Source organism: Amedibacillus dolichus DSM 3991, from assembly GCF_000154285.1.
GTDB lineage: Bacteria > Bacillota_I > Bacilli_A > Erysipelotrichales > Erysipelotrichaceae > Amedibacillus > Amedibacillus dolichus.
The window spans coordinates 64,459-89,325 of sequence record NZ_DS483478.1 but is presented as its reverse complement, the minus strand read 5'-3'; the positions used below and the strand labels follow the sequence as shown (position 1 = coordinate 89,325).

Genomic DNA, 24,867 nt, shown 5'->3' with positions numbered 1-24,867 from the left:
TCATTCTTAAACAATACATTCATCAATTTTGAAAGCTTGTATCCTTTGCGTCATACTTCCCTTTCGGATACAACATGAAGATATGCATCATACCATAATTCTCTACCTTCTCCTCCCATCTATTTCCCAAGCATTCTTCTTTCATGCTGTAATGATTCGCTACTCCTTCTTTCCTATTTGCATATTCCTGCATCAGCCATATCGAATGTACCCTTTGTATCTTCTTATATTCTTTCTGGCGTACGATCAATCGACTGCAATAGTATTCCGCTCGCTTTAGCAACGGGTATCCGGGGTCGATCATTCATCTGTATTTCGATATTGATCATCTGTTGCTTATCACTCTTGGGAATATCCGCTACAAACAATATATCATAGCGTACCAAAGAGCCTAATACGCTTTCGTCCTCCAAGTTGAGATTACTGATATACTCTTCTTTTTCATTCCCTAAGCATTTCATGATTTCTTTTAACGAAAGTGTTTTATACTCTGCAATATATTCCTTTAATAATCTTGCTAGGATTTGTTTATTGCTGAATATTCTTTTACAATAACGATCGTATGCTTTTTGTTTATCCTGATGATGAATCACTGATGCTAAAACTTCTTTACTTTTCATCACACACCTCCTCATTTTTTATGTATTTTTTAATATCTTACTTTATGTAAAGCTTAGCATACCCTTCTAGCATTCTCAATTCGATATATCATATATTTTTTCCTCCTTTCGTTTTAGAGCTACGCTTTGGTATCTCATAAGGTAATACGATTACAAGCACTAGAAAAACAAAAAAATTTACTAATTTTTCGAAAAACATAAAAAAAGCCAATGACACACTGACTTTTTCTTTGAACTGCTTAACTGTTATATGCAATACTAAGATATCCCTGTAAAACCTCTACGATTGTATACGCCATATTTTCCAAAACTTTCAATTTCATACCCCGTAATAGAACATCAAGCAGATAGCCGCCTTTTTTTACACCATAATCATTATCCATCATCAAGATAAAAACAGCAATCATCGAATGCTCCATGATATAAAACACATCTTCACTTTCATCTAGCTGCATGATAAGCCGACGTACATGGACACTTTCAAATTCTTCATAAAACTCCATTGGCAATATAAGCTTACCATGTGGATAATACAATATCCCTTCTTTTTGATAAAGGTGATACTTTCCTACAAAATCTTTGATTCGCTCACTTAATGGACAGCGCCAATCTTCAAATACATCTAATTCACCATTACCGTTTATATCCTTAAATGCATAGCCATCAATTTCTAAAATTCGGATTCCTTGATTCGCATCATAGCTTAATGTTTTTCCACCGTTGTTCTCAATACATTCCCCTTTCCCTTTATGCTTCAATATCCAGTGCATTGCATCAAGCCTCCTTCTATGCTTACAGTATAGCATGTCGCTTGTTTAGAATATGTCAAGCAATGGTGTGAAATTACGGAAATTGAAGCGGGTATTAAAAAACGCACTCATATTGATATGTACCCTCTTTACTGGACAAGCCAGTAAGGAGGGTATTTTTATATGCGTTATAGTTATGAGTTTAAATTGGAATGTGTACAATTCTATAAAGAAACAGGCACATATCCACCAACACCCGAGAAAGTCAAACAACATTCTTTTAGATATAAAATTAGAGAATGGACAAGAATGTATGATAAACACGGACCTAATATCTTGAAACATTCAAACGAAAATTATAAGTGGACACCTGATGCTAAGTTAGTTTTAATAAATCAATATTTAACAGGTAAATCCATGACGTCTGTTGCGATTGACGCGGGAATTGATAAAGGTTTATTGTACTCTTGGATTCGCAAATACGAAGAATTAGGATATAATGGTCTTGTAGAATCTAAGAAAGGTCGCAAATGCAAGAATCCTGATATGAACAAGAAAACAATAGTACAAAGAGATTTAAATGAAACTGAATTAGAAGAATTAATTAGATTAAGAGCTGAAAATGAATATATCAAAGCAGAAATTGAAGTATTAAAAAAATCGATCGCCTTGAGAAAGGAAAAGGAAGCTGCGCATCTCAAGGCGAAAAAGCAGCGATCATCAAAGAACTTAGAGAGCAAGGATACAAACTAAAATATCTATTGAAAGCTATGAGATTATCTAAATCAACATATTATTTTGAAGTATCGAAAGATGATAAAGTAGCTATAAGAAATGAAGAATTAACCAAGGAAATAGTAAAATTGTTTAATAAACATAAAGGACGATATGGTGTAAGACGCATTTATCACGCATTAAAAGCTAAAGGTATTCATGTTAACCATAAGCGTGTACAACGGATTATGCATATTAACGGATTACTGGGAAAATGTCCAAAAAAAAGATATCATTCATATAAAGGCAATGTAGGAAGAATTGCAGATAATATTATTGATAGAAACTTTACAGCGACAGCACCCTTTCAGAAGTGGACAACTGATGTTTCGCAGTTTAACTTTCCATGGGGCAAGTGTTATATTTCGCCAATCTTAGATATGTTTACTAACGAAATCATTTCTTATGATTTATCATTAAGTCCAAATTTTGAGCAGATAAAAAATATGCTTAATAAAGCATATGAAAAGTTTCCAACATTAAATGGATTAATCTTTCATTCGGATCAAGGATGGCAATATCAACATGCTCATTATATCAATTCATTAAAGGAACATGGAATAACTCAGTCTATGTCTCGTAAAGGAAACTGTTATGATAACTCTATAATGGAAACATTCTTTGGAAGATTGAAAAACGAAATTTATTATGGATATGAAAATAATTATAAATCATTTAAAGAATTTTCTAATGCAATGAAGGAATATATAGATTATTATAATAACGAAAGAATACAAGCAAAAACAAAATGGATGCCACCTGTTCAATACAGGCTAGCATCCATGAGTTAAACTTATAAAATTAAATTTTAACGTGTCCAGGATTATGGGTATACATCACGAGAACTACGTTCTTTATATTCTATCAAGGATAATTATCCTAAATATCTTCTTACTATGGACGATGATCCAAAACAGGATTTTGGTGGAATATGTAAAATGAATGCACGTGATTGGCTGCTTGAAAACGATGACTAGCACTCACAAATATATAAAAATCGCTCTAAGAAGCGATTTTTATGTGTTTTCTCGTAATTGTTCAATCCGATGTTTTACATCTTCTATAAATTCATCATTGTTTTTTAATGCTATCATCAATTCATCACCATAGGTTTCAATATAGATGCGATCAAGAGAATTGGCACTCGATGCTGCAATGCTATGTGTCTTTTCCATTTTCCTTATTTGTGCTAAGCGTACTTCTTTTTTGCTGAATCCATAATAAAATAGGAAATGATCATCGTATAGCTCGATATAGTTTCTAACACATATTGGAATAAGCAGGAAGTCAAAGGAATAATAAAAGATGTAAGAAATCGTTAAAATAAACCCATTACTAAAATCTTTGAATAAGAATAAGGTAATGATAGGGATAAGATTATACAAAATGATAATCAACAAGAACCACCATGCGTTCTTACCGTCATAGCGTTTCATATTCAACCTCCTAAAGAATGAAGATATCCATAATTATTTTCTAAGCTTTGTAAGAAACTTCTCAATGCGTTCTAAGGCTTCCTTAATATGCTCAATGCTGTAAGCATAAGAGATACGAATGAAGCCCTCACCGGCATCACCAAAGGCAGTTCCGGGAACACAAGCCACCTTTTGATCTAATAAAAGCTGTTCACAAAATTCATCGCTTGTTAAACCGGTAGAGCGAATATCGGGGAAGATGTAGAAAGCGCCTTGTGGCAAATGCGTAGGAAGTCCTAAGCGATTAAAACCACGAGTAATGAAATTGCGTCTGGCTTGATAGCTTTCCTTCATTTCCTGCACATGCACATCGCCATGCCGCATAGCTTCGATTGCTCCGTATTGAGCAGCTGTCGGAGCGGACATGATAATGTATTGATGAATTTTGTTCATTGCTTGTGTAAAGGTTTCGTTTGCTAAAGTATAGCCTAAACGCCAGCCGGTCATGGCATACGCCTTGGAAAAGCCGCTGATAATGATAACCTGATCCTTGATTTCATCGAAGCTTGCTAGGGAACAAAAGTCGGTATCATAGGTAAGCTCGGCATAAATCTCATCACTTAACACGATAAGATTGTGTTTTTTGATGATCGGAACTAGCTTTTCATAGTCCTCTTTACTCATGACACCACCGGTAGGATTGCTTGGAAAGTTCAGTAAAATAGCCTTGGTTTTATCACTAATCGCAGCCTCTAGCTTCTCGGCAGTCAGCTTAAATTCGTCTTCATGAGATAGTTTGATATATACCGGAATCCCTCCTTGAAGCTCAACACTTGGTGTATAAGCAACATAAGAAGGCTCCATTAAAATAACCTCATCGCCCGGATTAACGATTGCCCGCATCGCAATATCAATGGCTTCACTGCCTCCAACCGTAACAATGACATTTTTTATGGGATCATAGGTTAAATGAAAACGACGATACTGATAATCACAAATAGCCTCACGCAGCTCCAATAAACCTTGATTGGCTGTATAATGTGTTCGTCCTTCTTCAATTGAATAAATTGCAGCTTCGCAAATATGCCAAGGCGTAGTAAAATCCGGTTCACCGACACCAAGGGAAATAACGCCCTCCATTTCACTTGCCATATCAAAATATTTACGAATACCGCTCGGTTTGATTTGTTTTACTTTATCACTTAAATACTGTTCATACATTAGGGAGTCACTACCAATCTGTCATATTTCTTTTCTTCTTCATCTAATACCACACCGTTTACCTTGTATTCCTTCAACACAAAGAAGGTTGAGGTAGAGGTAACATTTTGCGTTGTTGCCAGCTTTGCACCGACAAAGTTGGAAATTTCCTGCATCGTTCGTCCGTATATAATAACGATAAATTCCGCTTTGCCACTCATGAGATACATGGTATCTACCTCAGGGAAGCGATAAATATTGCGGGCAATTCGATCATAGCCGTAATCTCGCTCCGGAGTAACCTCCACCTCAATAAGCGCCATGACCTTGTCCTTGTTTGTCTTATCCCAGTTGATAATGGTGTGATAACCGCAAATAATTTTCTTACGTTCCAATTCACTCATCGTATGGATAACACTTTCTTCATCTTCCAACAATACATCGGCTAGATCCTTTGTTGAATAGCGAGCGTTTGTTTCCAATAATGATAATAGCATTTCTTTATTCATACAATCACCTTTTCTTTTATAGTTATATTCATTTTAAACTATTCTTAGGGTTTGGTAAATATATATTGACGACAAGTGGTGTGATTTCACAAATCAAGCAATGGAAAAAGGGGAATTGCCTTGTAATTCTTAGAATTTCATGTATGATTAAATTGTAACAAACACTAGCTTCACTCACATAATCTTATCGAATGCCACATACACTAAGATTAGGGACGTTATCATACACCGTATTATTCGAAACATGCAGTTCAATAAGAGAGGAGGAGCGAGATGGCTATTTATGATATTTTATGTCAGAAGAAAGATTGCCGTAAGCAGCAAGAGGGAGTCTGTGATTTCAATGGCTATTTAGAGGATTATGTGGCAAACCTAGATCGTGATGATGAAGCGCATGATGTACTTTCAGCTTTGTCCGCAATAGATCCTAGTCTTAAGGTCATCGTAGGTTTAGGCTTAAATATCAATAAGGAAGCAATTGCGAATCAGATTATTCATTATAAGGATTCCTTTAAGTTGCCTGATGGTATGATTCGCTGTCCGTATATCATCTATGGAAAGAGCGACGATGAGCAGCGTGCAATCATTGTAACACTTGGCGATCGAGCACAATATATTATTGCGAAAGCATTGTATTTTGTTATGAGCGAGCCGGATAATGAATATGAGGGAACACGTAATGAAATGATTGCATTTGCGGCGAATGAAGAACATTTAGAGACACTGATTGAAAGTACAAGGGCATTTTTTATGGAGCATAAAAAAGCAGGATCACTGCAAAGAAGGTTAGATATGCTGATGTTTGAAAGCTATGATGAAATGTATGAGGAAGCAAAACGTATTGCCGATGAACAAAGTGAGCAGATGGGTGAGCTTCTTGCACAGGCTGAGGATAAAGCATTATGTATCAATCAGCTGATCGTGAAATGGTTTTTGATGAAGAAATTTTCGTACGTACAGTATATGATGGACAAAAACAATCTAAATGTTATACATGGCGGCAATGTAAAGAGACAAAGACAGGTTGCAAAGGAAAAAGCGGATAATATCAGCTTTGTATCATTTACACAATTGTGGAAAATAATTCGTCAGAATGCATGGAGATAGCATGAGATAATGGTGAGTGTTAGCGAAAAAAACGGATAAGCCTTTGATGGATATCCGTTTTTTAAACAGAAAGCAGAAATAAGTTAAATAATATTCATAAATTTCGGAAATATATCAAGATATATACGATATATTTCCGAATAATATTGACATTTTCCGTTTCGATGCCATAATAAAATTATAAGAGCGGAGGTGTTGAAAGATGAGTGATACCATGACGGTAAAGGAAGCAGCAAGGCTTTGGAATTTAACGGAAAGACGGGTTGTTGGATTATGTAGGGAAGGAAAGATAACGGGTGCTAAGAAGCAAGGACGCAGCTGGCAAATTCCTGCAACTGCTAAAAAACCGTTAGATCAACGTATTAAATCAGGTGCGTATAAGAAGCAAGCGGAACGACTACCATTACCAATCGGGATATCCGATTATCGTTTGGCATCTTCTCAATATTATTATATTGATAAGACCATGATGATCAAGGATTTTATTGATGAACGTCCACAGGTGTCCTTGTTTACACGTCCGCGTCGTTTTGGAAAAACATTAAATATGGATATGCTACGTACCTTTTTTGAAAGAAGTGAAGAGGATACCTCTATTTACTTTAAAGATAAGAAAATATGGTCATGTGGGGAAAGGTATCGGGAATATCAAGGAAAATATCCGGTCATTTTTATTACCTTTAAGGATATTAAGTTTGATTCATGGGAGATGAGCTTTGAGGCTATTCGTAATATTTTTGCGAAAGAAGCCATTCGACACAGTGAGTTGCGCAACAGTGATAAGTGTGATGAAATTGATAAGAAGGCTTATGAACGACTATTATCCGGACAAGCAAATGAAATTGAGCTTTCTAACGCCTTACTTGATCTTTCACGAATGCTTCACAAGCATTATGATATTGCGCCGATTATCATTATTGATGAATATGATATTCCGATACAGCAAGACTATATGAAGCATTATTATGATAAAATCATTTTATTTATGCGTAATCTGTTTTCCGGTGGCTTAAAGGATAATAGACATGTGTCCTATGGCTTTCTAACCGGAATTTTACATGTAGCAAAGGAAAGTATTTTCAGTGGCTTGAATAACTTAACGATCCATTCTGTATTGGATAATAAATACAGCAGTTATTTTGGGTTTACCTGCGATGAAGTAAAAGAGATGGCAGAATATTATGGTGTTGCGAACAAATACGATGAGCTTTGTGCATGGTATGACGGATATCGCTTCGGTAAGACGGAAATCTTTAATCCATGGTCAGTAATTAACTATTTTCATAATGAATGCGAACCACGTGCTTTTTGGCAATCTACCGGAAGCAATGATATTATTAGTGAAATCATTGCCCAAGCGGATAATGAAATATATGATCGTTTAACCTCGTTAGTAAATGGAAAGTCCTTTACTACGTATATTGATACAGGAGTTATTTATCCGCAAATAAAAAGCAATCCATCTACCATTTATAGCTTTCTGCTTGTTGCCGGATATTTAAAGGTATTAAAAACAACACCTTCCTTTAACGGCGATTATATGTGTGAGGTAGCACTTCCTAACAAAGAAATCGCTTTTGTATATCATAAGGAAATATTGCAGCAGCTTAATCAAATCATCTCACCGTCCATAGCGGTAGCGATTCAAGAGACGATTTTTTCCGGCAATCATGCAAAGCTTAAGGATTTGATTCAAGGCTTGCTAATGCAGTCGGTAAGCTATTATGATAGCGTAGGAGAAAATTTTTATCATGGATTTATGCTAGGTCTTTGTGCATTGCTCAGTGGTTTCTTTGTATCGTCAAATAGGGAATCGGGAAATGGCAGATATGATATTCAGTTAAAGCCTAAGAATAAAAAGCTGCCGGGTATCTTAATTAAGTTAAAAGCCGAAAAGCATGGAACAGAAGAAAGTCTAAAGAAGCTTTCGCAAAAAGCACTCCAACAAATCATTGACGGACGTTACGATGTGGAAATGTTTGCGGAAGGAGTTGAGATGATTTATCGCTATGGTGTTGCTTTCAGTGGTAAGAAGGTAGAGGTTATGGCAGATAGTGTTTCATCGAAAGAAACGATAAGGTTATCGAAAAGCGATTATCGTAGCTTTTAAGAATCATAAGCAAATACGCTAGACGTATTATTGAAATCTTTTCCCTTTCAAACAAGTAACTAGCAGCTAACGTGGTATAATAATACGCGGGAAGTGATACTATGAAATTTTGTTATGCGTGCGGCAGTCCGTTGATAATGAAGGATTTGGAGCATGAGGGAGAAGTAGCGTATTGTGAGCAATGTCGTCAATATCGTTTCCCTATCTATCATAGTGCGGTGTCTATGGTTGTGTTAAATCCAAATGAGGATAAGATTTTAATGATCCAGCAATATGGAAAAAAAGATAATATATTGGTAGCCGGCTATATCAATCAAAAGGAAAGTGCTGAGGAAGCTTTAAAGCGTGAAATGAAAGAGGAAATCGGAAGAAGTATCCTAAAACAACGCTTTATGCGCAGTGAATATTTTCCTAAGACCAATACTTTGATTTGGAATTTTGCTGTTGTAATCGACAGCGAGGATCTAAGTCAGGTAAGTGATTGGGAGGTTGATAAGGCACAGTGGTTTAGTTTTGAGGAAGCAATTACACAGGTAAAACCCGATTCCTTAGCACAACGCTTTTTAAATAACTTCTTACAGGAATATAAAATAAAATCCAAAGATTTCTTTGCATAAGAGATCCTTGGATTTTTTTTAAATATCTACATCAACATAAACATCTTCTATAAAAACAGGAAGGAACATACCATTGCTCATTTCCGAAATATCCATATCAATCGCAGTCTTGCATAAATACTCATAAGTTACCTGTTCATTGTATTCCTTGTTAATGACCTCAATGCTGTGTGTACGGAAATAATGATCCAACTTGCCGATGAGATCATAGGAAAAAGTAAGCTGATATTTATGCATTGTCATACGTGTGGTTTTCTTGGCAAAGGATAAAGCATTGGAAACACTTTTCCCATAGGCACGAATCAACCCCCCCGCACCTAGTTTGATGCCGCCGAAGTAGCGTACAACGACCGCAACAATATCCTGCATACCGGCTTTATTTAAGACATCAAGCATCGGTACACCGGCAGTACCGGAAGGTTCTCCATCATCGTTGGAGCGTTGGATTTCGTTTTGTTCGCCAATGACAAAAGCATAACAATGATGCGTGGCATTGGGGTGTGCTTTTTTTATTTGTTGAATAAAGTCCTTAGCATCTTCTTCGTTGGTTGATGCGTGGAGGTAACAAAGAAAGCGGCTTTTTTTAATTTCTAATTCGGTTTGTAAATCTTCTTTTAAACGTGCCATAAAATCACCATGCTTATTATAGCAGAAAAGGTGCGGCTAAGCACCCTTTGTAAACAGAATATCCTTCATGGTATAAGCTTTCGGTGTCGTCTGCTTCATCGCAAAGCGAACCGCATGCAATGCACCGTTTACGAAAATCTTGCGACTGTTGGCAGTATGCTTGATTTCAAGGATTTCATCATCACCGAAATAGTAGGCACTATGTTCACCGGCAACACTGCCGCCACGCAGTGCATGAACACCGATTTCTTTTTGTCGTTTTCCGACAAAGCCCTCTCGGCCATATACTTCCTTGTATTGCTTATTCGGATTCATAACCTCCAACAGCATTTTGGCAGTTCCACTAGGCGCATCTTGCTTTTGATTATGATGTTTTTCCACGATTTCCATATCAAATTCATCTTCCAGCATCGGTGTAATCATCGCAAGCACTTCCTTCATCACCGCTACACCGAGGGAAAAGTTTGCTTGAAATACGATGGGAACAAAATGGCTTAATTCTTCAATACGCTGCTTTTGCTGCTCATTATGTCCGGTCGTTCCGCAAACATAAGCACATCGCTTTTCCTTGATAAAGTCAAACAGCCAAGCGAAGTGATTGGGGTGTGAGAAGTCGATAACGGCATCAATTCTATCAGGAAGCTTTTCCATATCGGGCTGATTGTTTTCCTTGACGATATAGGCAATCTCCATATCGCTGCTTTCTTCGATTGCCTGTGCAATACGTTGTCCCATATTACCGAAGCCTACGATCATAATTTGCTTCATAGGCCAACCTCCTGCATACACTGTTTAAGAAGTGCCTTATGTTCATCACTCATTTCATAGAGAGGAAGGCGATAGCCTCCTACTTCTTTTCCCATGATATTTAAGGCTTCTTTAACCGGAATCGGATTGACTTCACAGAATAACGCATGAATCAAATCAAGATAGTAAAGCTGTGCTGCACAAGCTTTTTTGGTGTTTCCTTGTAAGTAGTCCATGACCATATCATGCGTTTGTTTCGGTACAACATTTGCCAGTACGCTGATGACTCCGCTGGCACCTAGAGAAAGCATTGGTACGATCATATCGTCATTTCCGCTATACATTACAAAGTCATCACTTAGATAACGTGCGATGTTTGCGGCATAGGAGATGTTTCCGCTGGCTTCCTTAATGCCAACAATATTGGGGTGCTTGCTTAAGATGCGAATTGCTTCCTCGCTGATCGAACAGCCGGTTCTTCCCGGTACATTGTATAAAATCAAGGGTTTATTCACAGCATCGGCAACAGCTGTAAAATGTTGAATCATGCCTTGCGTATTCGTTTTATTATAATAAGGAGAAATAACCAATAAGGCATCTGCCCCCATGTTAGCATATTTTACGCTTTTTTCAATCATCGTTTGTGTACAATTTGAGCCGCTTCCGACAATGACGGGAACACGTCCCTGCACACAGGAAAGTACACATTTTACAACCGCATCGTCCTCTTCGTGTGTCATAGTGCTGGATTCTCCGGTTGTTCCTAAAATTAACAGCGCATCGGTCGCATTTTGAATATGCCATTCACAAAGTTCCTTTAGCTTTTCAAAATTTACACTGCCATCTTCATGAAATGGAGTGATAAGTGCTACAATACTTCCTTTTACATCAAACATACATTTCCCTCCCAACTAGATATGCACAAGTTCATCGCATTCCATCATGCACATATCCTCATAGCTTTCGCGTTTTACAACGATTCTGGCTTTGCCGTTTTTAACAAATACTACGGCCGGTCGTCCTAAACGATTGTAATTCGATGCCATGCTGTAACCATAAGCTCCGGTTGTGTACAAAATCAACAGATCATTTCTTTGCGCATGCGGTAACATGACATCTTCAATAAGAATATCTCCGGATTCACAGCATTTTCCCGCAATTGTAACCTTTTCGCATTTTTCTTCATTCATGCGATTGGCAAGATCACAGGCATAGGCTGCTTGATATAAGGCAGGGCGAATGTTATCGCTCATACCACCATCAACAAAGACATACTTTTTATTTGCGGTTTGTTTGGTAAAGCCAACTCGATATAAGGTGCTTCCTGCTTCTGCGACAATACTTCTTCCCGGCTCGATCATAACTTTACATAGTGGCAGCTGATAGCGTTCTTTTTCCATAGAGCAGGTATCGAGAATGGTGCTACATACCTCAGATAATGGAATCGGTTTATCCTCAGCAGTGTAGTAAGCCGCAAAGCCGCCACCGAGATTTAATGCCTTCGTTTGAATTTGATATTCCTCTTGCAGTTCATAAACAAATTTCATCAGGGTTTGAATTTCCGCAACATAGGCATTGGCATCAAAGATCTGACTTCCGATATGGGAGTGGAAGCCTTCAAAGTGAATGTTAGGAATAGCGGATAAAGTTTGAACCATGTGGGCAATTTCTTCCTTATGGGTTATCGAGGTTCCGAATTTTGAATCAAGATGGGCAGTTACGATATATTTATGCGTATGTGCTTCGACTCCCGGATTGACACGTAACAAAGCTTTTACACTGTGTCCGCTTTGTTTAGCAACTTGTACCAAAAGCTCGCATTCCATAGCATTATCTACTACAATCGTTCCTATACCATACGAAAGTGCCATTTGCAGTTCCTCATAGGATTTATTATTTCCATGGAAATATACGCGCTCCATCGGAAAGTCTGCTTGTTTGGCAACATACAGTTCGCCACCGCTTACCACATCTAAGGATAAGCCATGCTGCTTTACCAATTCCAATAAGGCTTTGCAGGTAAATGCCTTGGAGGCATAGAGTACCTCTGTTTCCAAAGCATCGCTTTGAAATAGATCGTGGAATTGCGCCAACTTTGTACTGATTTTTTCTTCATCGTAAATGTATAAGGGTGTTTGACAGCTTTTGGCTAGCTGTTCTACAGAAACACCACCGATTTCCAACATATTTTTATTCATCACAACAATCTCCTATAAAAAAAGCAGTAAGTGCTAAGACTTACTGACCATACAGCGCTTGGTAAGTAAGATAGCACATCTACAATATCGCAGACAGTTTCATGGATCTTCTCCATGAACCCACCATAGCATCATGCCTGAAACTACAGTTCGGCGGATTTGCTTATACACTTGTTCATTGCCTGCCGGCTCGCAAGTGCTTGTCGTATCCGCACCTCTATCTAATATAGTCGTATCATATCATTTTCTATGCTTAAATACAATAGCGTGATGAAAAATAATTACTATGTTTACATCAATAAAAATTATTACAAAAAAGCATCTTGTGAGATGCTAAAGCAGTCCGAAGTAGTAAAGCAATACTAAAAGCGTGCCTAAAGTGAATGCCAGTAAAAGCACCGTATGAAAAGAAAATATTACATTGCTTATCGCATTGATTTCTGCTTCATGTTCTTTTTTCATATCTTTTTCCATTATCGTATCCCTCATTATCCTAGTATGTTCTTGCTTAACAGTATTCCCTATCCTTATGTATGGAAATTATTATTTACAAAGTTTGACACAAGATTGAATTTATGCTCTTTTTTCATTCAATAACTTATGTACTCTTTCAATCGGAAATGTATCCTCGATTTTGACGATTTCAAACAAATGCAAAGGTAATTCTTGTTCGTTAATCAGTGTAAGATATTCCTTAACGGCTCTTTGATCGATCATAATCTTTCCATGACCTGCCCAATGGCGATTGCTTTCTTTTTTCTTTAATCCGGAAATCCAATATTCATCGCCGTTTTCAATATCTATATAATTTGAATAATTTCCAATGCTTTTTTGAAATGCATGATTATTAAAATAGATAGTGTTCTTAGTTTTTGAAGTTTTTACATAGCCGATCCATGCCGGACCATCATCACAATAGCCGGTTTTCAGCTCTATATACATTAAGTTATGTATCATTTATAATCCCTCCGTTTTACTTTCAGTATTTATCGAATTGTCATTTGTTTGTTTCACTTTTTCAGATGCTCAAGGATATCGTTTATTACTAACCTTGTTGTATGATTTTTGTCGCCGATCGTTTTATTTTTGTGCTGTTTCTGTTTGCTTCTACATGATCATTTACTTTTGTTTTTTTGGTATCGCAGCTTTCGTCATCATTATAGCATGTCTTTTTTTATCCGTACGATTTCTAACAAAACCGTAATGAAAACGTAAGATTTTGTGATACAATAAGAAGCATGGAAATAAAAGATTGGAAGGACTTATTTCGTGAAGAAGAAACCAAGCCATACTATCAAGAACTGATGGCTTTTTTAAATCATGCTTATGCCGCAACAACGGTATTTCCACCGAAAGAAAAACTGTTTACTTGCTTTGAGGTATGCCCCTTACAGCAGGTAAAGGTGGTAATTCTCGGGCAAGATCCATACCACGAACCCAATCAAGCGCATGGACTTTGTTTTTCCGTACAAAAGGGGGTAAAGATTCCACCGAGCCTGCGTAATATTTATAAGGAATTGAAAAGTGATTTGGATATTTATGCTCCATCGCATGGCTATCTGATGGATTGGGCAAAGCAGGGTGTTTTTATGATGAATGCCGTTATGAGTGTGGAAAAGGGAAAGGCAGGAAGCCATCGCAAAAAGGGCTGGGAACAGTTTAGTGATCGAGTGATCGAGGTTTTAAATGCACAGTCGCAGGGGATTGTTTTTATCCTATGGGGAAATTGGGCAATTCAAAAAACCAAGCTGATTACCAATCCACAGCATCGTATCATTACCTCTCCACACCCATCTCCCTTATCTGCATATCAAGGCTTTTTCGGAAGCCGTCCGTTTTCAAAAACGAATGAATATTTAAAGGAAATGGGAAGAACACCGATTGATTGGAGGATCATGGAAGATGTATCATAATGTTGATGAACTGATTGCGGAAATCGAAGGACGAAAAAATCGAGGCTATGGTCTTTCTCATTTTCAAGCGTATATGGAAAGTATCGGAAATCCACATTTGGACTTATGTGCGATTCATGTAGGCGGAACCAATGGAAAAGGAAGCACAACCAATTATGTACGTGCTATTTTACAAGCGGCCGGTTATCGTGTGGGTAGCTTTACGTCGCCTTATTTGATTACGCATCGTGATCGTATTCGCATCAATGATATCGAAATTTCAGAAGCCGATTTTTTAAAGATTGCCAATGATTATTATGCTTCTTGGATAGAATGGGATCTATCTATGTTTGAAATTGATATGTGTATCGCTTCGGTGTACTTTAAACAACAGAAGGTAGACTATTGTGTGTTCGAGGTTGGACTTGGAGGACGCTTAGATGCAACCAATGTGCTACAACCGTTATTAAGTGTAATTACCAATATCGGTATGGATCATAGTGAACTATTAGGAGATAGCTATACAGCGATTGCCAAGGAAAAAGCGGGGATCATCAAGGAGGGCATTCCTCTTGTAACAGCTGAGAAAAAAGCGGAATGTTGCAGCGTGTTTGCGGAAATTGCTAAAGAAAAGCATAGTGAGGTGCATGTACTTAAGCCGATTGAGAATCGTCGTTGCGAAAATTTACATATCTTGTTTGATTATGGAGATCATAAGCAAATCAAGCTTGCGACAGCGGCAGACTATCAATGTGAAAATGCCGCTTTGGCAATAGAAGCCGTTTCTTTGTTGCATGGAAGGCTGCATATTAGCGAGGAAATTTTACGTCAGGCACTTGCTGCTACGCAATGGAAAGGACGTTTTGAAATAGTCCAAAAGGAACCGCTTGTCATCTTAGATGGCGCACATAATGTAGAGGGCATTGAGGCATTGTGTGATTCGCTTGATAATATTCACAATCCGGTCATTGTATTTTCGGTCTTAAAGGACAAGAATTTTACGGTTATGTTAGAAAAGCTGATGGGTATTACCGATACGATGATCGTAACAAAGCTTCATCATGAACGTGCTTATGATATGGATCGCTTGGCACAGCAGTATGATGTCTGTTATATAGAGGATAGCAAGACTGCCATTCAACAAGCTTGTGCGATGAAGCGAGCGGTTGTGATTACCGGATCTTTATATTTTATTAGTGAGGTCAGAGCTTATTTTAAAGCTGGATAAAAATAATAAACACGGCATGACCGTGTTTATTGTTTTGGCAGGATTTTTTCTCCTGCTTTTAATAAGAAATACAATACAGCAACATCGACAGGGAATAAAACGATATTTTTAACTAAGCGTACCATGGTGAATAAAGGACTTTGATACATAATATTTAACCAAAGCGAAGTTAAAATTAGATTGATTAAAACGGTGATGCAGGCACGTGCTGCAATGACTCTTGGTAAGGTGATTTTTTTCTTGTAGAAGAAAGCACCGTAAATCATACCGGTTAAAAATTCATTGATGCCAAAAAAAGGGAAGTATGGTCCATCGGGACGTAGGATATACTTTAAGTTGTCGGCGATGATACCGGCGAAACCTGTTAATAAGGGACCATATACCATACCGGAAAGACCGGCAAAGACGCTGGAAAAACCGATTTTTAAGGTTGGTGTTAAGGGAATGGAAAACATACCGGCAACCACATTCAATGCTGTCAGCATCGCTGTTCCACACAACGATTTGACATTTTTTAGCTCCTTCGCACTTGTTTTCAGTGTTTCGGGAAGCTGTTTTATTTCTCGCAAAGCATTCATATAAAAAACCTCCTTTTTCCATATTGCATAAAGGAAAAGAAGGTTCACTCGATTATGCAACAGCGGGATGCGGATAAGAAATCGCAAGAAAATCTTTTCGCCCTTCTGACAACTCCCCGTTCAGAAGATACTTAACGCTTCCTATCCTACTCTGCTTATGTAGGAATTATAGACATTTTTTCAAGATCTGACAAGTACTGATGGAAAAACTTTGTGAAATTTTTCGTTTGTGAAAATCTCTTTTTTTTTAGCATATAAAAGTGTATAATAAAGCCGAAGAGAAAGTGAGGATTTTTTTCATGATCAATAAGCTTATTGAACAAATTAAAGGCAAGGGAGTACGTATCGTATTTACTGAGGGAAACGATGCACGTATTCAGGAAGCCGCTGTTCGTTTACACAAAGAAAATATCTTAGTTCCTATTTTATTAGGAGAGAAAGAGGAATTGTTGGAATCCGCAAAGAAAAACGGATTTGATTTGGACGGCATTGAATTGTTGGATCCAAAGGAATATCAGCACATGGAGCTGATGGTAACACGTGTGGTAGAACTTCGTAAGGGTAAATTGGACGAAGCACAGGCAAGAGAGGCTTGCTTGCACCGTAATTTCTTCGGTACGATGTATGTGCAGTTAGGTTGTGCCGATGGTCTTTTGGGAGGAGCTACTTATTCAACTGCCGATACGGTACGTCCGGCACTTCAGTTGATTAAAACACGTCCGGGAAGCTCATTGGTTTCCAGCTGCTTTATTCTTCAAAAGGAAGATCAGTATCTTGTTATGGGCGATTGCTCCATCAATATTGATCCTAGTGCAGATGATTTGGTTGAAATTACGTTACAGACAGCACATACCGTTCGTCAATTCGGTATTGAGCCAAGAGTCGGTTTATTGTCTTACTCAACGTTAGGATCTGCGAAAGGACCAAGTGTTTCCAAGGTTCAAGAGGCTGCTGTACGTTTGAAGCGTATGCCACTTGATTTTGCAGTTGATGGAGAAATGCAGTTCGACTGCTGTGTTGCACCTGAGGTTGCCAGCTTAAAAGCACCTGGTTCAACCGTTGCCGGTAATGTAAATACCTTTATTTTCCCGGATATCAATTCCGGTAATATCGGTTATAAGATTGCATCTCGTTTAGGTGGATATGAAGCGATCGGTCCGGTTCTTCAAGGGTTAAATGCTCCGATCAATGACTTATCACGTGGCTGTAACGCAGAAGAGGTTTATAAGATGGCAATCGTAACAGCTGCACAGAAATTCATGGATATTTAATTTCACAGAATACTATATAAAAGAAAAATCACTGCTTGGGTTCAGTGATTTTTCTTTTACTTCTATATTATAATTGAAAGGGAGAAACGCAATGATAGAAATAAGGGGGAATATTTCTGATCATGCGTTAGGCAGTTTTCTCTGCCTAGTTTCATTGTACCCAAAAGTGTTGTTAATATAACAGCAAAATTATGGGAAATTATGTTTTTGATGGAAATTTTATTTTTCCGATGATGCACACATTTGCCTAGCCTGCATATAGTGGGAGTGAATAGAGAGCAGTGTTGGGAAAGGAGAAAATAAAATGTTTCAAAGAAATGAATATGATGAGGATTATCCATTTGCGGAATTTGATGAGCAAGAGGATTGTATGGCAGAGGAAGCGCTTTGTTGTGATGAGGAGCCTTGCGAAGCTTGTTTGAAGAGATGTTGTGTTGTCAGTGGACCACGTGGACCGCAAGGTCCTAGAGGGATTCAGGGAGTGCAGGGAAAGGAAGGTTTGCAGGGGCCAAGAGGTGCCCAAGGAAATACGGGGGCACAGGGAGAAATGGGGAAGCAGGGGCCTACGGGAGCAACCGGACCTCGTGGTGCAACCGGTGCTACCGGTCCAATGGGCTGCACAGGTCCAAGGGGAGCTACGGGACCTTGCGGTGAAGCAGGAGAAGATGTGCGAAGTGTTCGTTTTGCTGCGGCAACATTACAAAGCTTTGCATGCAAAGAAATTTCGGCCGGTGAAGCGGTTACCTTTGATATGGGGAATATGCTTAGCGGGATAAAGATATCTGATGATTTTCGTACACTTATGGTTGAAGAAACCGGCTTGTATGTCATTCAATATGGTGCCTTTGTTTCCGGTAATGTGAATGGAAGGGGAGCTTTGGCAATTGAGATTAACCATGAGCAAGTGCTTGAGCAATCACGTATGGCAATCGTTGGGGGTATATATACGAGTGGCAGCATCGTGTTGGAATTGGCAGAGCATGACTGCATTTCTTTAGTGGCAGATGGCTGCGGTTGTATAGAGCTATGCTGTGGTGGACAAAGCGTGAATGCTTATCTCAATGTTTATCAAATGAGTTTTTAATCTTGAGGTAAAGCATGCTTACGATTAGTGTTTGTATGATCGTGAAAGATGAAGAGGCTGTATTGGAGCGTTGTTTAGCGTGTGTGAAACAATTTGCTGACGAAATCATTATCGTGGATACCGGTAGCAGTGATCGAACGAAGGAAATCGCTTATTCCTTTACGAAACAGGTATTCGATTATCCGTGGATAGATGATTTTGCGGCAGCTCGTAATGAGGCTTTTTCAAAAGCAAGCTGTGAGTATGTGATGTGGTTAGATGCTGATGATGTGATTCTTGATGAAGATATTGCCAAGCTGAAAAGGTTGAAGCAGCAAGGAAATCACAGTGTTGATATATTCTTATGCAAATATGATACGGAATTTGATGAACAGGGAGCAGTAGTATTTTCGTATTATCGTGAGCGTATCATAAAAAATGATTCTTCGCATCAGTGGGTAGGAGCAGTGCATGAAACGATTGCTTTGCAAGGAAAGCTTGAATATTTGGATATTGCGATTCGGCATCAAAAGCTAGTGGTTAACGATCCATTGCGTAATTTGCGTATCTTTGAAAAGCAGCTGGATAAGGGGGTAGTGCTAACACCAAGAGAACAATTTTATTATGCTCGTGAGTTATACAATCATCAATTTTATCAACGCTCTGCTGATCTATTAGAACAATTTTTGAATGATGGACAAGGGTGGAAAGAAAATTGTATTAGCGCATGTCAGATTTTAGGATATTGTGCTTATTTCTTGGGAAATGAGAAGTATGCACTGCGTTGCTTTTTACGTAGTTTTATATATGATGAGCCACGTGCGGAAATTTGTTGTGATATCGGTAAGCATTTTCTTGATCGTAAACAATATCATCAAGCGATTTTTTGGTATGAAACAGCATTATCAAGAAGGATTGATGCTACTAGCGGAGCATTTATTGAAGTGGATTGCTATGGCTATTTACCATGCTTGCAGCTATGTGTTTGTTGGTGGCAATTGGGGGATAAGGACAAAGCATTTATTTATCATAAGAGGGCAGCAAACTATAAGCCGGATAGTGCAGAGGTACAAAGGAATGCACAATGCTTTCGATATAAAAAACAAGATGATTGAGCATTATGACTCAACATCTTGTTTTCTTTAGCGAGTGGTCTTACAGATGTTTTTATATCCAATATAGGTAATTAGGAAGTAAGCGCCATAAATGAGAATAATAATACCAGCGGTAATTAAAGAGGAAGTAAGAATACTTGCTCTGCCAAATACCATGACAATATTATTAACGACTTGAATACCGACAATGCTGTGAACGATAGCAAGCAGTAACGGTAAGAAGAAATAAATAGCGATTTGAACGAAAATCGAACGATTGATCATTTTCTTTTCGGTACCGATTTTTTCAAGGATTGTATAGCGTTTCTTATTATCGTTGGCTTGTGATAGTTGTTGAAGTGCTAAAATAACTGCACTAGCCATTAAGAATACAATTCCGAGGTATATGCCGATGTAGGTGAATACAACAGATAAGCCCTTGCTGTTGACGTAAACATCTTCTTTGGTGTCTGAAGAATACATATAACCACACTCGTATTTAGAATTTGAGTTGCTAAGAGTATTGGTTGATTCTTGTCTGATGCGTTCGGCATCTGTATCTTTTATAACATCAAAATTCCAATAGGTTTCATATACAGTAGCATTTTTCGGGATTTGTGAATCCGGCATGACGATACAGATTCCCATAGAACCGACAGCAGATGTTGTGCCGATTGGCATGATTTCGAAATCATCGTTAATAACATGGAAAGATTTATTAAAAATTTCCATTGTCGGTTTATCCTCAAGGATATCATATGTGAAATCGGCGAGTACACCAGAATCGTTATGGATATAAATCTCGTCATTTTTCAATTCAATAGGATCAAAATCACGTACCTTTAATTCTTGATTAAAGACGGAAAGAGGTATTAGCATCAGTGGCATATCGTATTCGTTAGGCAGCATAGCGCTATTGTCTTTGTTTAAGATATGCAGCTTTTTTAAATCTTCGTAAGTGAAATCGGATAGATAAGTAGAAACAATGTTAGAGCCTTGAAGCTTATCGGCATATTTTTGGTTGAGACTTTCATAAAGTTTTTTTGTGTTTGCCATCATTTTTTGAGATTCTTCGTTTAAATGAACTGCAAATTTACGATCTTCATCGGAAGCTTCTTTATCTACAAGTTCATAGTGTTCACGTAAAGATATCGTGGCATCGTAAGGAGTGGAAACACGAATAGTTTTATTGATTGTATTATTTAAGCTCATACCGGTTGATAGAGCACCGATACTTAACAACAGCATGATACAGACAACACTCATGGACAAAAAGTTAGAGTTGATGTTGGAATGAAGCTGACGTAAGATAAAGCTGTTTAAGCCATGAAAGTAGAGCTTTTTATTTGATTTTACAACAGTTAGTAAAAATCCGGCTAGTGATAAGAAGAATAATACGGTTCCAAGGCAACCGGCTGCGATAATCATAGGTAGATTGTTAAAAGCTAATAGTCCCTTGTCGATTGCGTAATAGTAGGTACAGCCTAAAATGATGACAGATAGCATAAAGATTAAAGCGGAAATCCATACCTTTTTGATTTTAAATTCATCATTTTTACGATCTGCATTGATAAGGTCGATTAGTTTATAGTGATTTAAAACAAAGGTGTTGAAAACCATGGTTAATAGGAAGATACCGCCAAAAGAAAGAAAGGTAATCAAGGTTGCCCATGGAGAGAAAACAAAGTGATAATTTAGTGGAACCTCGAACATCGAAGCGGTAACGGCAGTAAGTGCCTGAGATAAGAGAATGCCGAAAAGCATACCGGTTATCAATGAGATGATGCCGATGATTAAGGTTTCGTAGACAAGAATTTTTGATATTTTACCTTTTGGCATACCTAATAAGGTATAGATACCAAGCTCTCTTTTTCGTCTGCGAATAAGGAAGTTGTTGGCATACAAGATAAGAAAAGCTAAAACGACTGTTACAAAAACGGATAGCAAAGACATAAAGGTGGATAACAGATCTACAATTTCTGCTTGTGAAGCATTCATTTCCAGTACAGCCTGTTGAGATTGAAAAGAGTTGAATATATAGAATAAACAGACAGCGAAGGCTAAGGTTAAAAAGTAGATTAAGAAATCTTTAAAACTCTTCTTAACATTTTTTAAGGCTAACTTAAAGTACATTGCTTGTGTCACCTCCAAGCAGTGTAACAACCTCTAGGATTTTGTTGAAAAATTCCTTACGAGAATCGTTTCCGCGAATAATCTCATTAAAGATTTTTCCGTCTTTAATAAATAAAATACGTTGTGCATAAGAAGCGGTAAAGGCATCATGAGTAACCATCATAATGGTAGCATTATATTCTTGATTCATACGTTCCATAGAATCAAGTAGCATACGACTTGATTTAGAATCCAAAGCACCGGTAGGTTCATCGGCTAAAATAAGGCTTGGATTGGTGATGAGTGCGCGAGCCGCAGCGATTCTCTGTTTTTGTCCGCCAGAAAGCTGATAAGGATATTTTTCTAAAGTATCCATGATATCTAATTTTCGTGCTGCATCGTGTACACGTTTTTCAATCTCCGCCGTCTTTACCTTTTGGATTGTTAAAGCAAGTGCAATATTTTCATAGGCGGTTAAAGTATCAAGCAGGTTGAAGTCTTGGAAAATGAAGCCTAGCTCATTACGACGAAACTTACTTAAGTTGTCTTTTTTGAGGGTGGTAATATCCTTATCATTGATACGAATATGACCGCTGGTAACTGTATCAATAGTAGAAATACAATTTAATAAGGTGGTTTTTCCTGAACCACTTGGGCCCATAATACCGACAAACTCTCCTTCATTTACACAAAAATTGATGTTATCAACCGCTTTTGTAATGTTTCCACGGTTCCCATAATATTTTTCAAGATTTTCGACTTCTAAAATCGGTTTCATAAAATTCTTCCTCCTTTTTGAATTTTCTTTTTTAAATAATTGTTGATGCCATTTAATTTCAGTAACACAATGGATACCAAGAATAAAATAAGCAATAAAACATAAAGTTCTTCCGGCATGGTTGTAGGAAATAAAATACTTCCCAATAACAAAACTCCGGATAAGGCAATACAAAATTCAAATCGGTATTTCCACAGTTGTTTCATATCAGACACCTCCAATGTACACCTATATTGTAAGGAAGAGCAAGATTTCTTGCCATGGAAGTATATTACAATACTATTACAAACTTGTAAGATAAGAAAAAAGGATAAAATGAAGCAGCGTTCTGCAACTATATAAAAAAAGAATACAAAGAATTTGATGATAAACGATAAAGTAAGGAACATCAACAAAATGTCAAGTTATCTAAGTAGCCATAATGAAAAAACGTACCTTCTTGGGAAGTAGGCGCATGGTACGTTTCGAATAGACAAAAGCTATTTTCATACAGTTGTTATTTAAGTAGCATAAGCTTGCTGATTGGGAAAGTGATTGTGATTGTCGTACCTTCTCTTTGTATTGAAGAAGCTTGGATATTTAGATATAGCTTATCGCAAAGTGTTTTACATAGATATAGTCCAATACCGGTAGCTTTTTCATTCGTACGGCCATTGCTTCCGGTAAACCCTTTATCAAAGATGCGAGGGAGCTCATGTGAAGCAATACCGATGCCATTATCTTTGATGTGCAGATATGCAGCATTCTCGACCTGTTCGCAAAAAATTTGCAATAGCCCGTTTTCCTGAGGCATATATTTTAGAGCGTTGCCTATAATTTGGTCAAGAATAAACTCTAACCATTTGGTATCGGAATACACAAAAGTATCAATATCCTTTATTTCGATACGCATTCTTTTATAAATGAAAGATTTTGAATGCTTTCGAATAACACGATTGACAGATTCCTGTAAGGGGATTTTTTTAATGATATAGTCTTTTTCCGGATTGGAACTGCGAGCATAAAATAGTGCTTGTTCAACAAAAGACTCGATTTTTTCGATTTCTTCACATAAGGATTCGCTGACTGTTGTTGGGTTGTTATCGAGAATCAATTTAGCGGCAGCAAGAGGTGTTTTAACCTCGTGTACCCACATTTCAATATAAGATTTATAATCGTTTTGAATGTTGCGATATATATGTACGTGATCTGCCATAGATTTATCCACATCGCGCAAAGTTTCAAACAGCATTTTTCCATCTGCAAATTGCGGTTCTTCAATGATTTCGGTAATTAAATATTTGTGTTCCAAACCTGCCAGTGTTTCATCTAATACTTTATAAAAGGAATATCGACGACCATACTCCACGCAAAGTACAACGATAACGATGCTCCAAACAAGAAACTCGATAATAACGATAATACTAGGTGTAACTCGAATAGCAAATAAAAAGAAGAAGATAATAAGACTGCATAAGAAAGTGAAAACAAAAAGATAAATTTTTTCACGCAGAAATTCACTAATCTTCATAAATAATATATCCCAATCCGCGCTTTGTAACAATCAGGTCGTCTAATTGCAGAAGCTCTAGTTTTTTGCGTAAACGATTGATATTTACTGTTAAGGTATTGTCATCAACGAATAAATCACAATCCCACATATGCTGCATTAGCTCATTGCGTGAAACAATTTTGTTCTTATTGATAAAAAGGCAGTGCATGATCCGCAATTCGTTTTTGGTTAAATCGCAACTTTTACCTTTATAAGATAAGGTGCTTTTCGATATGTCCAAAGCAATGTCGTGAATTTTTAAAATATTGCTGTTTTCATGTTCATAACTTCGTTGTAGTACACGAGCAATCCGTGCCAAAAGAATTTGAAGGTTATAAGGCTTGGTAACGAAGTCATCAGCTCCTAAATTCATACTGATCAATTCGTCCATTTCAGAATCACGACTGGTTACTACAATGATAGGGAGATTGCTTTTTTTGCGAATTTCGCTGCAAATGTAATGCCCATCGACAACAGGTAGATTTAGATCCAATAATAATAAGTCTACCTTTGAATTTTGAATGATTTTCAAGATATGCTCAAAATCATCAGGTCCAGAGGTCTGATAACCGTTTTTACTTAAAAAATCACAAAGCTCTTTACGTATTTTTTCGTTATCCTCAATAATCATAATGTGATACATATAT

The 24,867-nt window shown here is 37.5% G+C and carries 28 protein-coding genes and 2 riboswitches; of the genes, 10 read left to right on the top strand and 18 right to left on the bottom strand.

Features of this window, described 5'->3' with window-relative positions:
• Positions 1–22 precede the first annotated feature (22 nt).
• The 3 genes from EUBDOL_RS11770 to EUBDOL_RS09845 all read right to left on the bottom strand — a co-directional run bounded on the left by EUBDOL_RS11770 (position 23) and on the right by EUBDOL_RS09845 (position 1,390).
• Complete coding sequence (locus EUBDOL_RS11770) at positions 23–193, bottom strand: hypothetical protein (RefSeq protein WP_004800802.1); 171 nt, start codon at positions 191–193, stop codon at positions 23–25.
• A 31-nt stretch (positions 194–224) separates the two neighbouring features.
• Positions 225–620 carry a hypothetical protein gene (locus EUBDOL_RS09850; RefSeq protein WP_004798991.1) on the bottom strand — a complete coding sequence of 132 codons (396 nt, stop codon included), beginning with the start codon at positions 618–620 and terminating at the stop codon, positions 225–227.
• Positions 621–859: 239 nt separating this feature from the next.
• The gene (locus EUBDOL_RS09845; protein WP_022420186.1) at positions 860–1,390 is read right to left on the bottom strand and encodes a hypothetical protein; all 531 of its coding nucleotides are present in this window, start codon (positions 1,388–1,390) and stop codon (positions 860–862) included.
• A 162-nt stretch (positions 1,391–1,552) separates the two neighbouring features.
• Between EUBDOL_RS09845 and EUBDOL_RS09840 the strand changes: the two genes are divergently transcribed.
• A complete protein-coding gene (locus EUBDOL_RS09840) occupies positions 1,553–2,122 on the top strand; it encodes a helix-turn-helix domain-containing protein (protein ID WP_004799116.1) in 570 nt (189 codons plus the stop codon).
• The gene (locus EUBDOL_RS09835; protein ID WP_106381530.1) at positions 2,020–2,934 is read left to right on the top strand and encodes an IS3 family transposase; all 915 of its coding nucleotides are present in this window, start codon (positions 2,020–2,022) and stop codon (positions 2,932–2,934) included. Before EUBDOL_RS09840 ends, EUBDOL_RS09835 begins: the two co-directional genes overlap by 103 nt.
• A 225-nt stretch (positions 2,935–3,159) precedes the next feature.
• Here the strand turns inward: EUBDOL_RS09835 and EUBDOL_RS09830 are convergent, their stop codons facing one another.
• From EUBDOL_RS09830 to EUBDOL_RS09820, 3 genes are read right to left on the bottom strand one after another with little or no spacing between them, the layout of a single operon-like run.
• Entirely contained in the window at positions 3,160–3,579 is a 420-nt protein-coding gene (locus tag EUBDOL_RS09830) for a PH domain-containing protein (RefSeq protein WP_004800801.1), read from the bottom strand.
• A gap of 33 nt (positions 3,580–3,612) precedes the next feature.
• Positions 3,613–4,779, bottom strand: coding sequence for an aminotransferase class I/II-fold pyridoxal phosphate-dependent enzyme (locus EUBDOL_RS09825; protein ID WP_004800800.1), 1,167 nt, complete (start codon positions 4,777–4,779; stop codon positions 3,613–3,615).
• Positions 4,779–5,267: an Lrp/AsnC family transcriptional regulator gene (locus tag EUBDOL_RS09820; protein ID WP_004800799.1), complete on the bottom strand. Its 489-nt coding sequence runs from the start codon at positions 5,265–5,267 to the stop codon at positions 4,779–4,781. Before EUBDOL_RS09820 ends, EUBDOL_RS09825 begins: the two co-directional genes overlap by 1 nt.
• A gap of 273 nt (positions 5,268–5,540) precedes the next feature.
• Between EUBDOL_RS09820 and EUBDOL_RS09815 the strand changes: the two genes are divergently transcribed.
• From EUBDOL_RS09815 to EUBDOL_RS09805, 3 genes are all read left to right on the top strand, one after another.
• Positions 5,541–6,374 (top strand): hypothetical protein, encoded by an 834-nt coding sequence (locus EUBDOL_RS09815; RefSeq protein ID WP_004800798.1) that lies wholly within the window; start codon positions 5,541–5,543, stop codon positions 6,372–6,374.
• 202 nt (positions 6,375–6,576) lie between these two features.
• On the top strand, positions 6,577–8,484 hold the full coding sequence (locus EUBDOL_RS09810; RefSeq protein ID WP_004800797.1) for an AAA family ATPase: 1,908 nt from the start codon (positions 6,577–6,579) through the stop codon (positions 8,482–8,484).
• Positions 8,485–8,585: 101 nt separating this feature from the next.
• Positions 8,586–9,101, top strand: a complete 516-nt coding sequence (locus EUBDOL_RS09805) for an NAD(+) diphosphatase (RefSeq protein ID WP_022419970.1) — start codon at positions 8,586–8,588, stop codon at positions 9,099–9,101.
• Between the two features lie 18 nt (positions 9,102–9,119).
• Here EUBDOL_RS09805 and EUBDOL_RS09800 read toward each other — a convergent pair whose 3' ends face one another.
• The 6 genes from EUBDOL_RS09800 to EUBDOL_RS09780 form a co-directional block, all read right to left on the bottom strand.
• A complete protein-coding gene (locus tag EUBDOL_RS09800; protein WP_004800795.1) occupies positions 9,120–9,728 on the bottom strand; it encodes a YigZ family protein in 609 nt (202 codons plus the stop codon).
• 36 nt (positions 9,729–9,764) lie between these two features.
• On the bottom strand, positions 9,765–10,496 hold the full coding sequence (dapB, locus tag EUBDOL_RS09795; protein ID WP_004800794.1) for a 4-hydroxy-tetrahydrodipicolinate reductase: 732 nt from the start codon (positions 10,494–10,496) through the stop codon (positions 9,765–9,767).
• The gene (gene dapA, locus EUBDOL_RS09790; protein WP_004800793.1) at positions 10,493–11,371 is read right to left on the bottom strand and encodes a 4-hydroxy-tetrahydrodipicolinate synthase; all 879 of its coding nucleotides are present in this window, start codon (positions 11,369–11,371) and stop codon (positions 10,493–10,495) included. Before dapA ends, dapB begins: the two co-directional genes overlap by 4 nt.
• 15 nt (positions 11,372–11,386) lie before the next feature.
• Positions 11,387–12,673, bottom strand: coding sequence for a diaminopimelate decarboxylase (lysA, locus tag EUBDOL_RS09785; RefSeq protein ID WP_004800792.1), 1,287 nt, complete (start codon positions 12,671–12,673; stop codon positions 11,387–11,389).
• Positions 12,674–12,736: 63 nt separating this feature from the next.
• Positions 12,737–12,901: riboswitch (Lysine riboswitch) on the bottom strand.
• A 105-nt stretch (positions 12,902–13,006) separates the two neighbouring features.
• Complete coding sequence (locus EUBDOL_RS11500) at positions 13,007–13,147, bottom strand: hypothetical protein (RefSeq protein ID WP_022419965.1); 141 nt, start codon at positions 13,145–13,147, stop codon at positions 13,007–13,009.
• A gap of 99 nt (positions 13,148–13,246) precedes the next feature.
• Positions 13,247–13,630, bottom strand: a complete 384-nt coding sequence (locus tag EUBDOL_RS09780) for a hypothetical protein (protein WP_004800790.1) — start codon at positions 13,628–13,630, stop codon at positions 13,247–13,249.
• 281 nt (positions 13,631–13,911) lie between these two features.
• Here EUBDOL_RS09780 and EUBDOL_RS09775 point away from each other — a divergent pair, with 281 nt between their 5' ends.
• Both EUBDOL_RS09775 and EUBDOL_RS09770 read left to right on the top strand, forming a co-directional pair.
• Positions 13,912–14,586: a uracil-DNA glycosylase gene (locus EUBDOL_RS09775; RefSeq protein WP_004800789.1), complete on the top strand. Its 675-nt coding sequence runs from the start codon at positions 13,912–13,914 to the stop codon at positions 14,584–14,586.
• Entirely contained in the window at positions 14,576–15,793 is a 1,218-nt protein-coding gene (locus tag EUBDOL_RS09770) for a bifunctional folylpolyglutamate synthase/dihydrofolate synthase (RefSeq protein ID WP_004800788.1), read from the top strand. The genes EUBDOL_RS09775 and EUBDOL_RS09770 overlap by 11 nt, the downstream gene beginning before the upstream one ends.
• 26 nt (positions 15,794–15,819) lie before the next feature.
• Here EUBDOL_RS09770 and EUBDOL_RS09765 read toward each other — a convergent pair whose 3' ends face one another.
• Positions 15,820–16,371 (bottom strand): folate family ECF transporter S component, encoded by a 552-nt coding sequence (locus tag EUBDOL_RS09765; RefSeq protein ID WP_022419961.1) that lies wholly within the window; start codon positions 16,369–16,371, stop codon positions 15,820–15,822.
• A 58-nt stretch (positions 16,372–16,429) separates the two neighbouring features.
• Positions 16,430–16,527, bottom strand: a riboswitch (THF riboswitch).
• Positions 16,528–16,670: 143 nt separating this feature from the next.
• Here EUBDOL_RS09765 and pta point away from each other — a divergent pair.
• The 3 genes from pta to EUBDOL_RS09750 all read left to right on the top strand — a co-directional run bounded on the left by pta (position 16,671) and on the right by EUBDOL_RS09750 (position 19,820).
• A complete protein-coding gene (pta, locus tag EUBDOL_RS09760; RefSeq protein ID WP_022419960.1) occupies positions 16,671–17,642 on the top strand; it encodes a phosphate acetyltransferase in 972 nt (323 codons plus the stop codon).
• A 304-nt stretch (positions 17,643–17,946) separates the two neighbouring features.
• Complete coding sequence (locus tag EUBDOL_RS11830) at positions 17,947–18,726, top strand: collagen-like protein (protein WP_004800785.1); 780 nt, start codon at positions 17,947–17,949, stop codon at positions 18,724–18,726.
• A 14-nt stretch (positions 18,727–18,740) separates the two neighbouring features.
• Positions 18,741–19,820, top strand: a complete 1,080-nt coding sequence (locus tag EUBDOL_RS09750; protein ID WP_040463804.1) for a tetratricopeptide repeat-containing glycosyltransferase family 2 protein — start codon at positions 18,741–18,743, stop codon at positions 19,818–19,820.
• 27 nt (positions 19,821–19,847) lie between these two features.
• On the opposite strand, the gene EUBDOL_RS09745 is transcribed toward EUBDOL_RS09750, so the two are convergent.
• The 5 genes from EUBDOL_RS09745 to EUBDOL_RS09725 all read right to left on the bottom strand — a co-directional run bounded on the left by EUBDOL_RS09745 (position 19,848) and on the right by EUBDOL_RS09725 (position 24,863).
• Positions 19,848–21,797, bottom strand: coding sequence for an ABC transporter permease (locus EUBDOL_RS09745; protein ID WP_235713714.1), 1,950 nt, complete (start codon positions 21,795–21,797; stop codon positions 19,848–19,850).
• A 124-nt stretch (positions 21,798–21,921) separates the two neighbouring features.
• Positions 21,922–22,689, bottom strand: coding sequence for an ABC transporter ATP-binding protein (locus EUBDOL_RS09740; RefSeq protein ID WP_004800782.1), 768 nt, complete (start codon positions 22,687–22,689; stop codon positions 21,922–21,924).
• On the bottom strand, positions 22,686–22,895 hold the full coding sequence (locus tag EUBDOL_RS09735) for a hypothetical protein (RefSeq protein ID WP_040463802.1): 210 nt from the start codon (positions 22,893–22,895) through the stop codon (positions 22,686–22,688). The genes EUBDOL_RS09740 and EUBDOL_RS09735 overlap by 4 nt, the downstream gene beginning before the upstream one ends.
• Positions 22,896–23,185: 290 nt before the next feature.
• Positions 23,186–24,199, bottom strand: a complete 1,014-nt coding sequence (locus EUBDOL_RS09730; protein WP_004800779.1) for a sensor histidine kinase — start codon at positions 24,197–24,199, stop codon at positions 23,186–23,188.
• A complete protein-coding gene (locus EUBDOL_RS09725) occupies positions 24,189–24,863 on the bottom strand; it encodes a response regulator transcription factor (protein ID WP_022419953.1) in 675 nt (224 codons plus the stop codon). Before EUBDOL_RS09725 ends, EUBDOL_RS09730 begins: the two co-directional genes overlap by 11 nt.
• Positions 24,864–24,867: the final 4 nt, after the last annotated feature.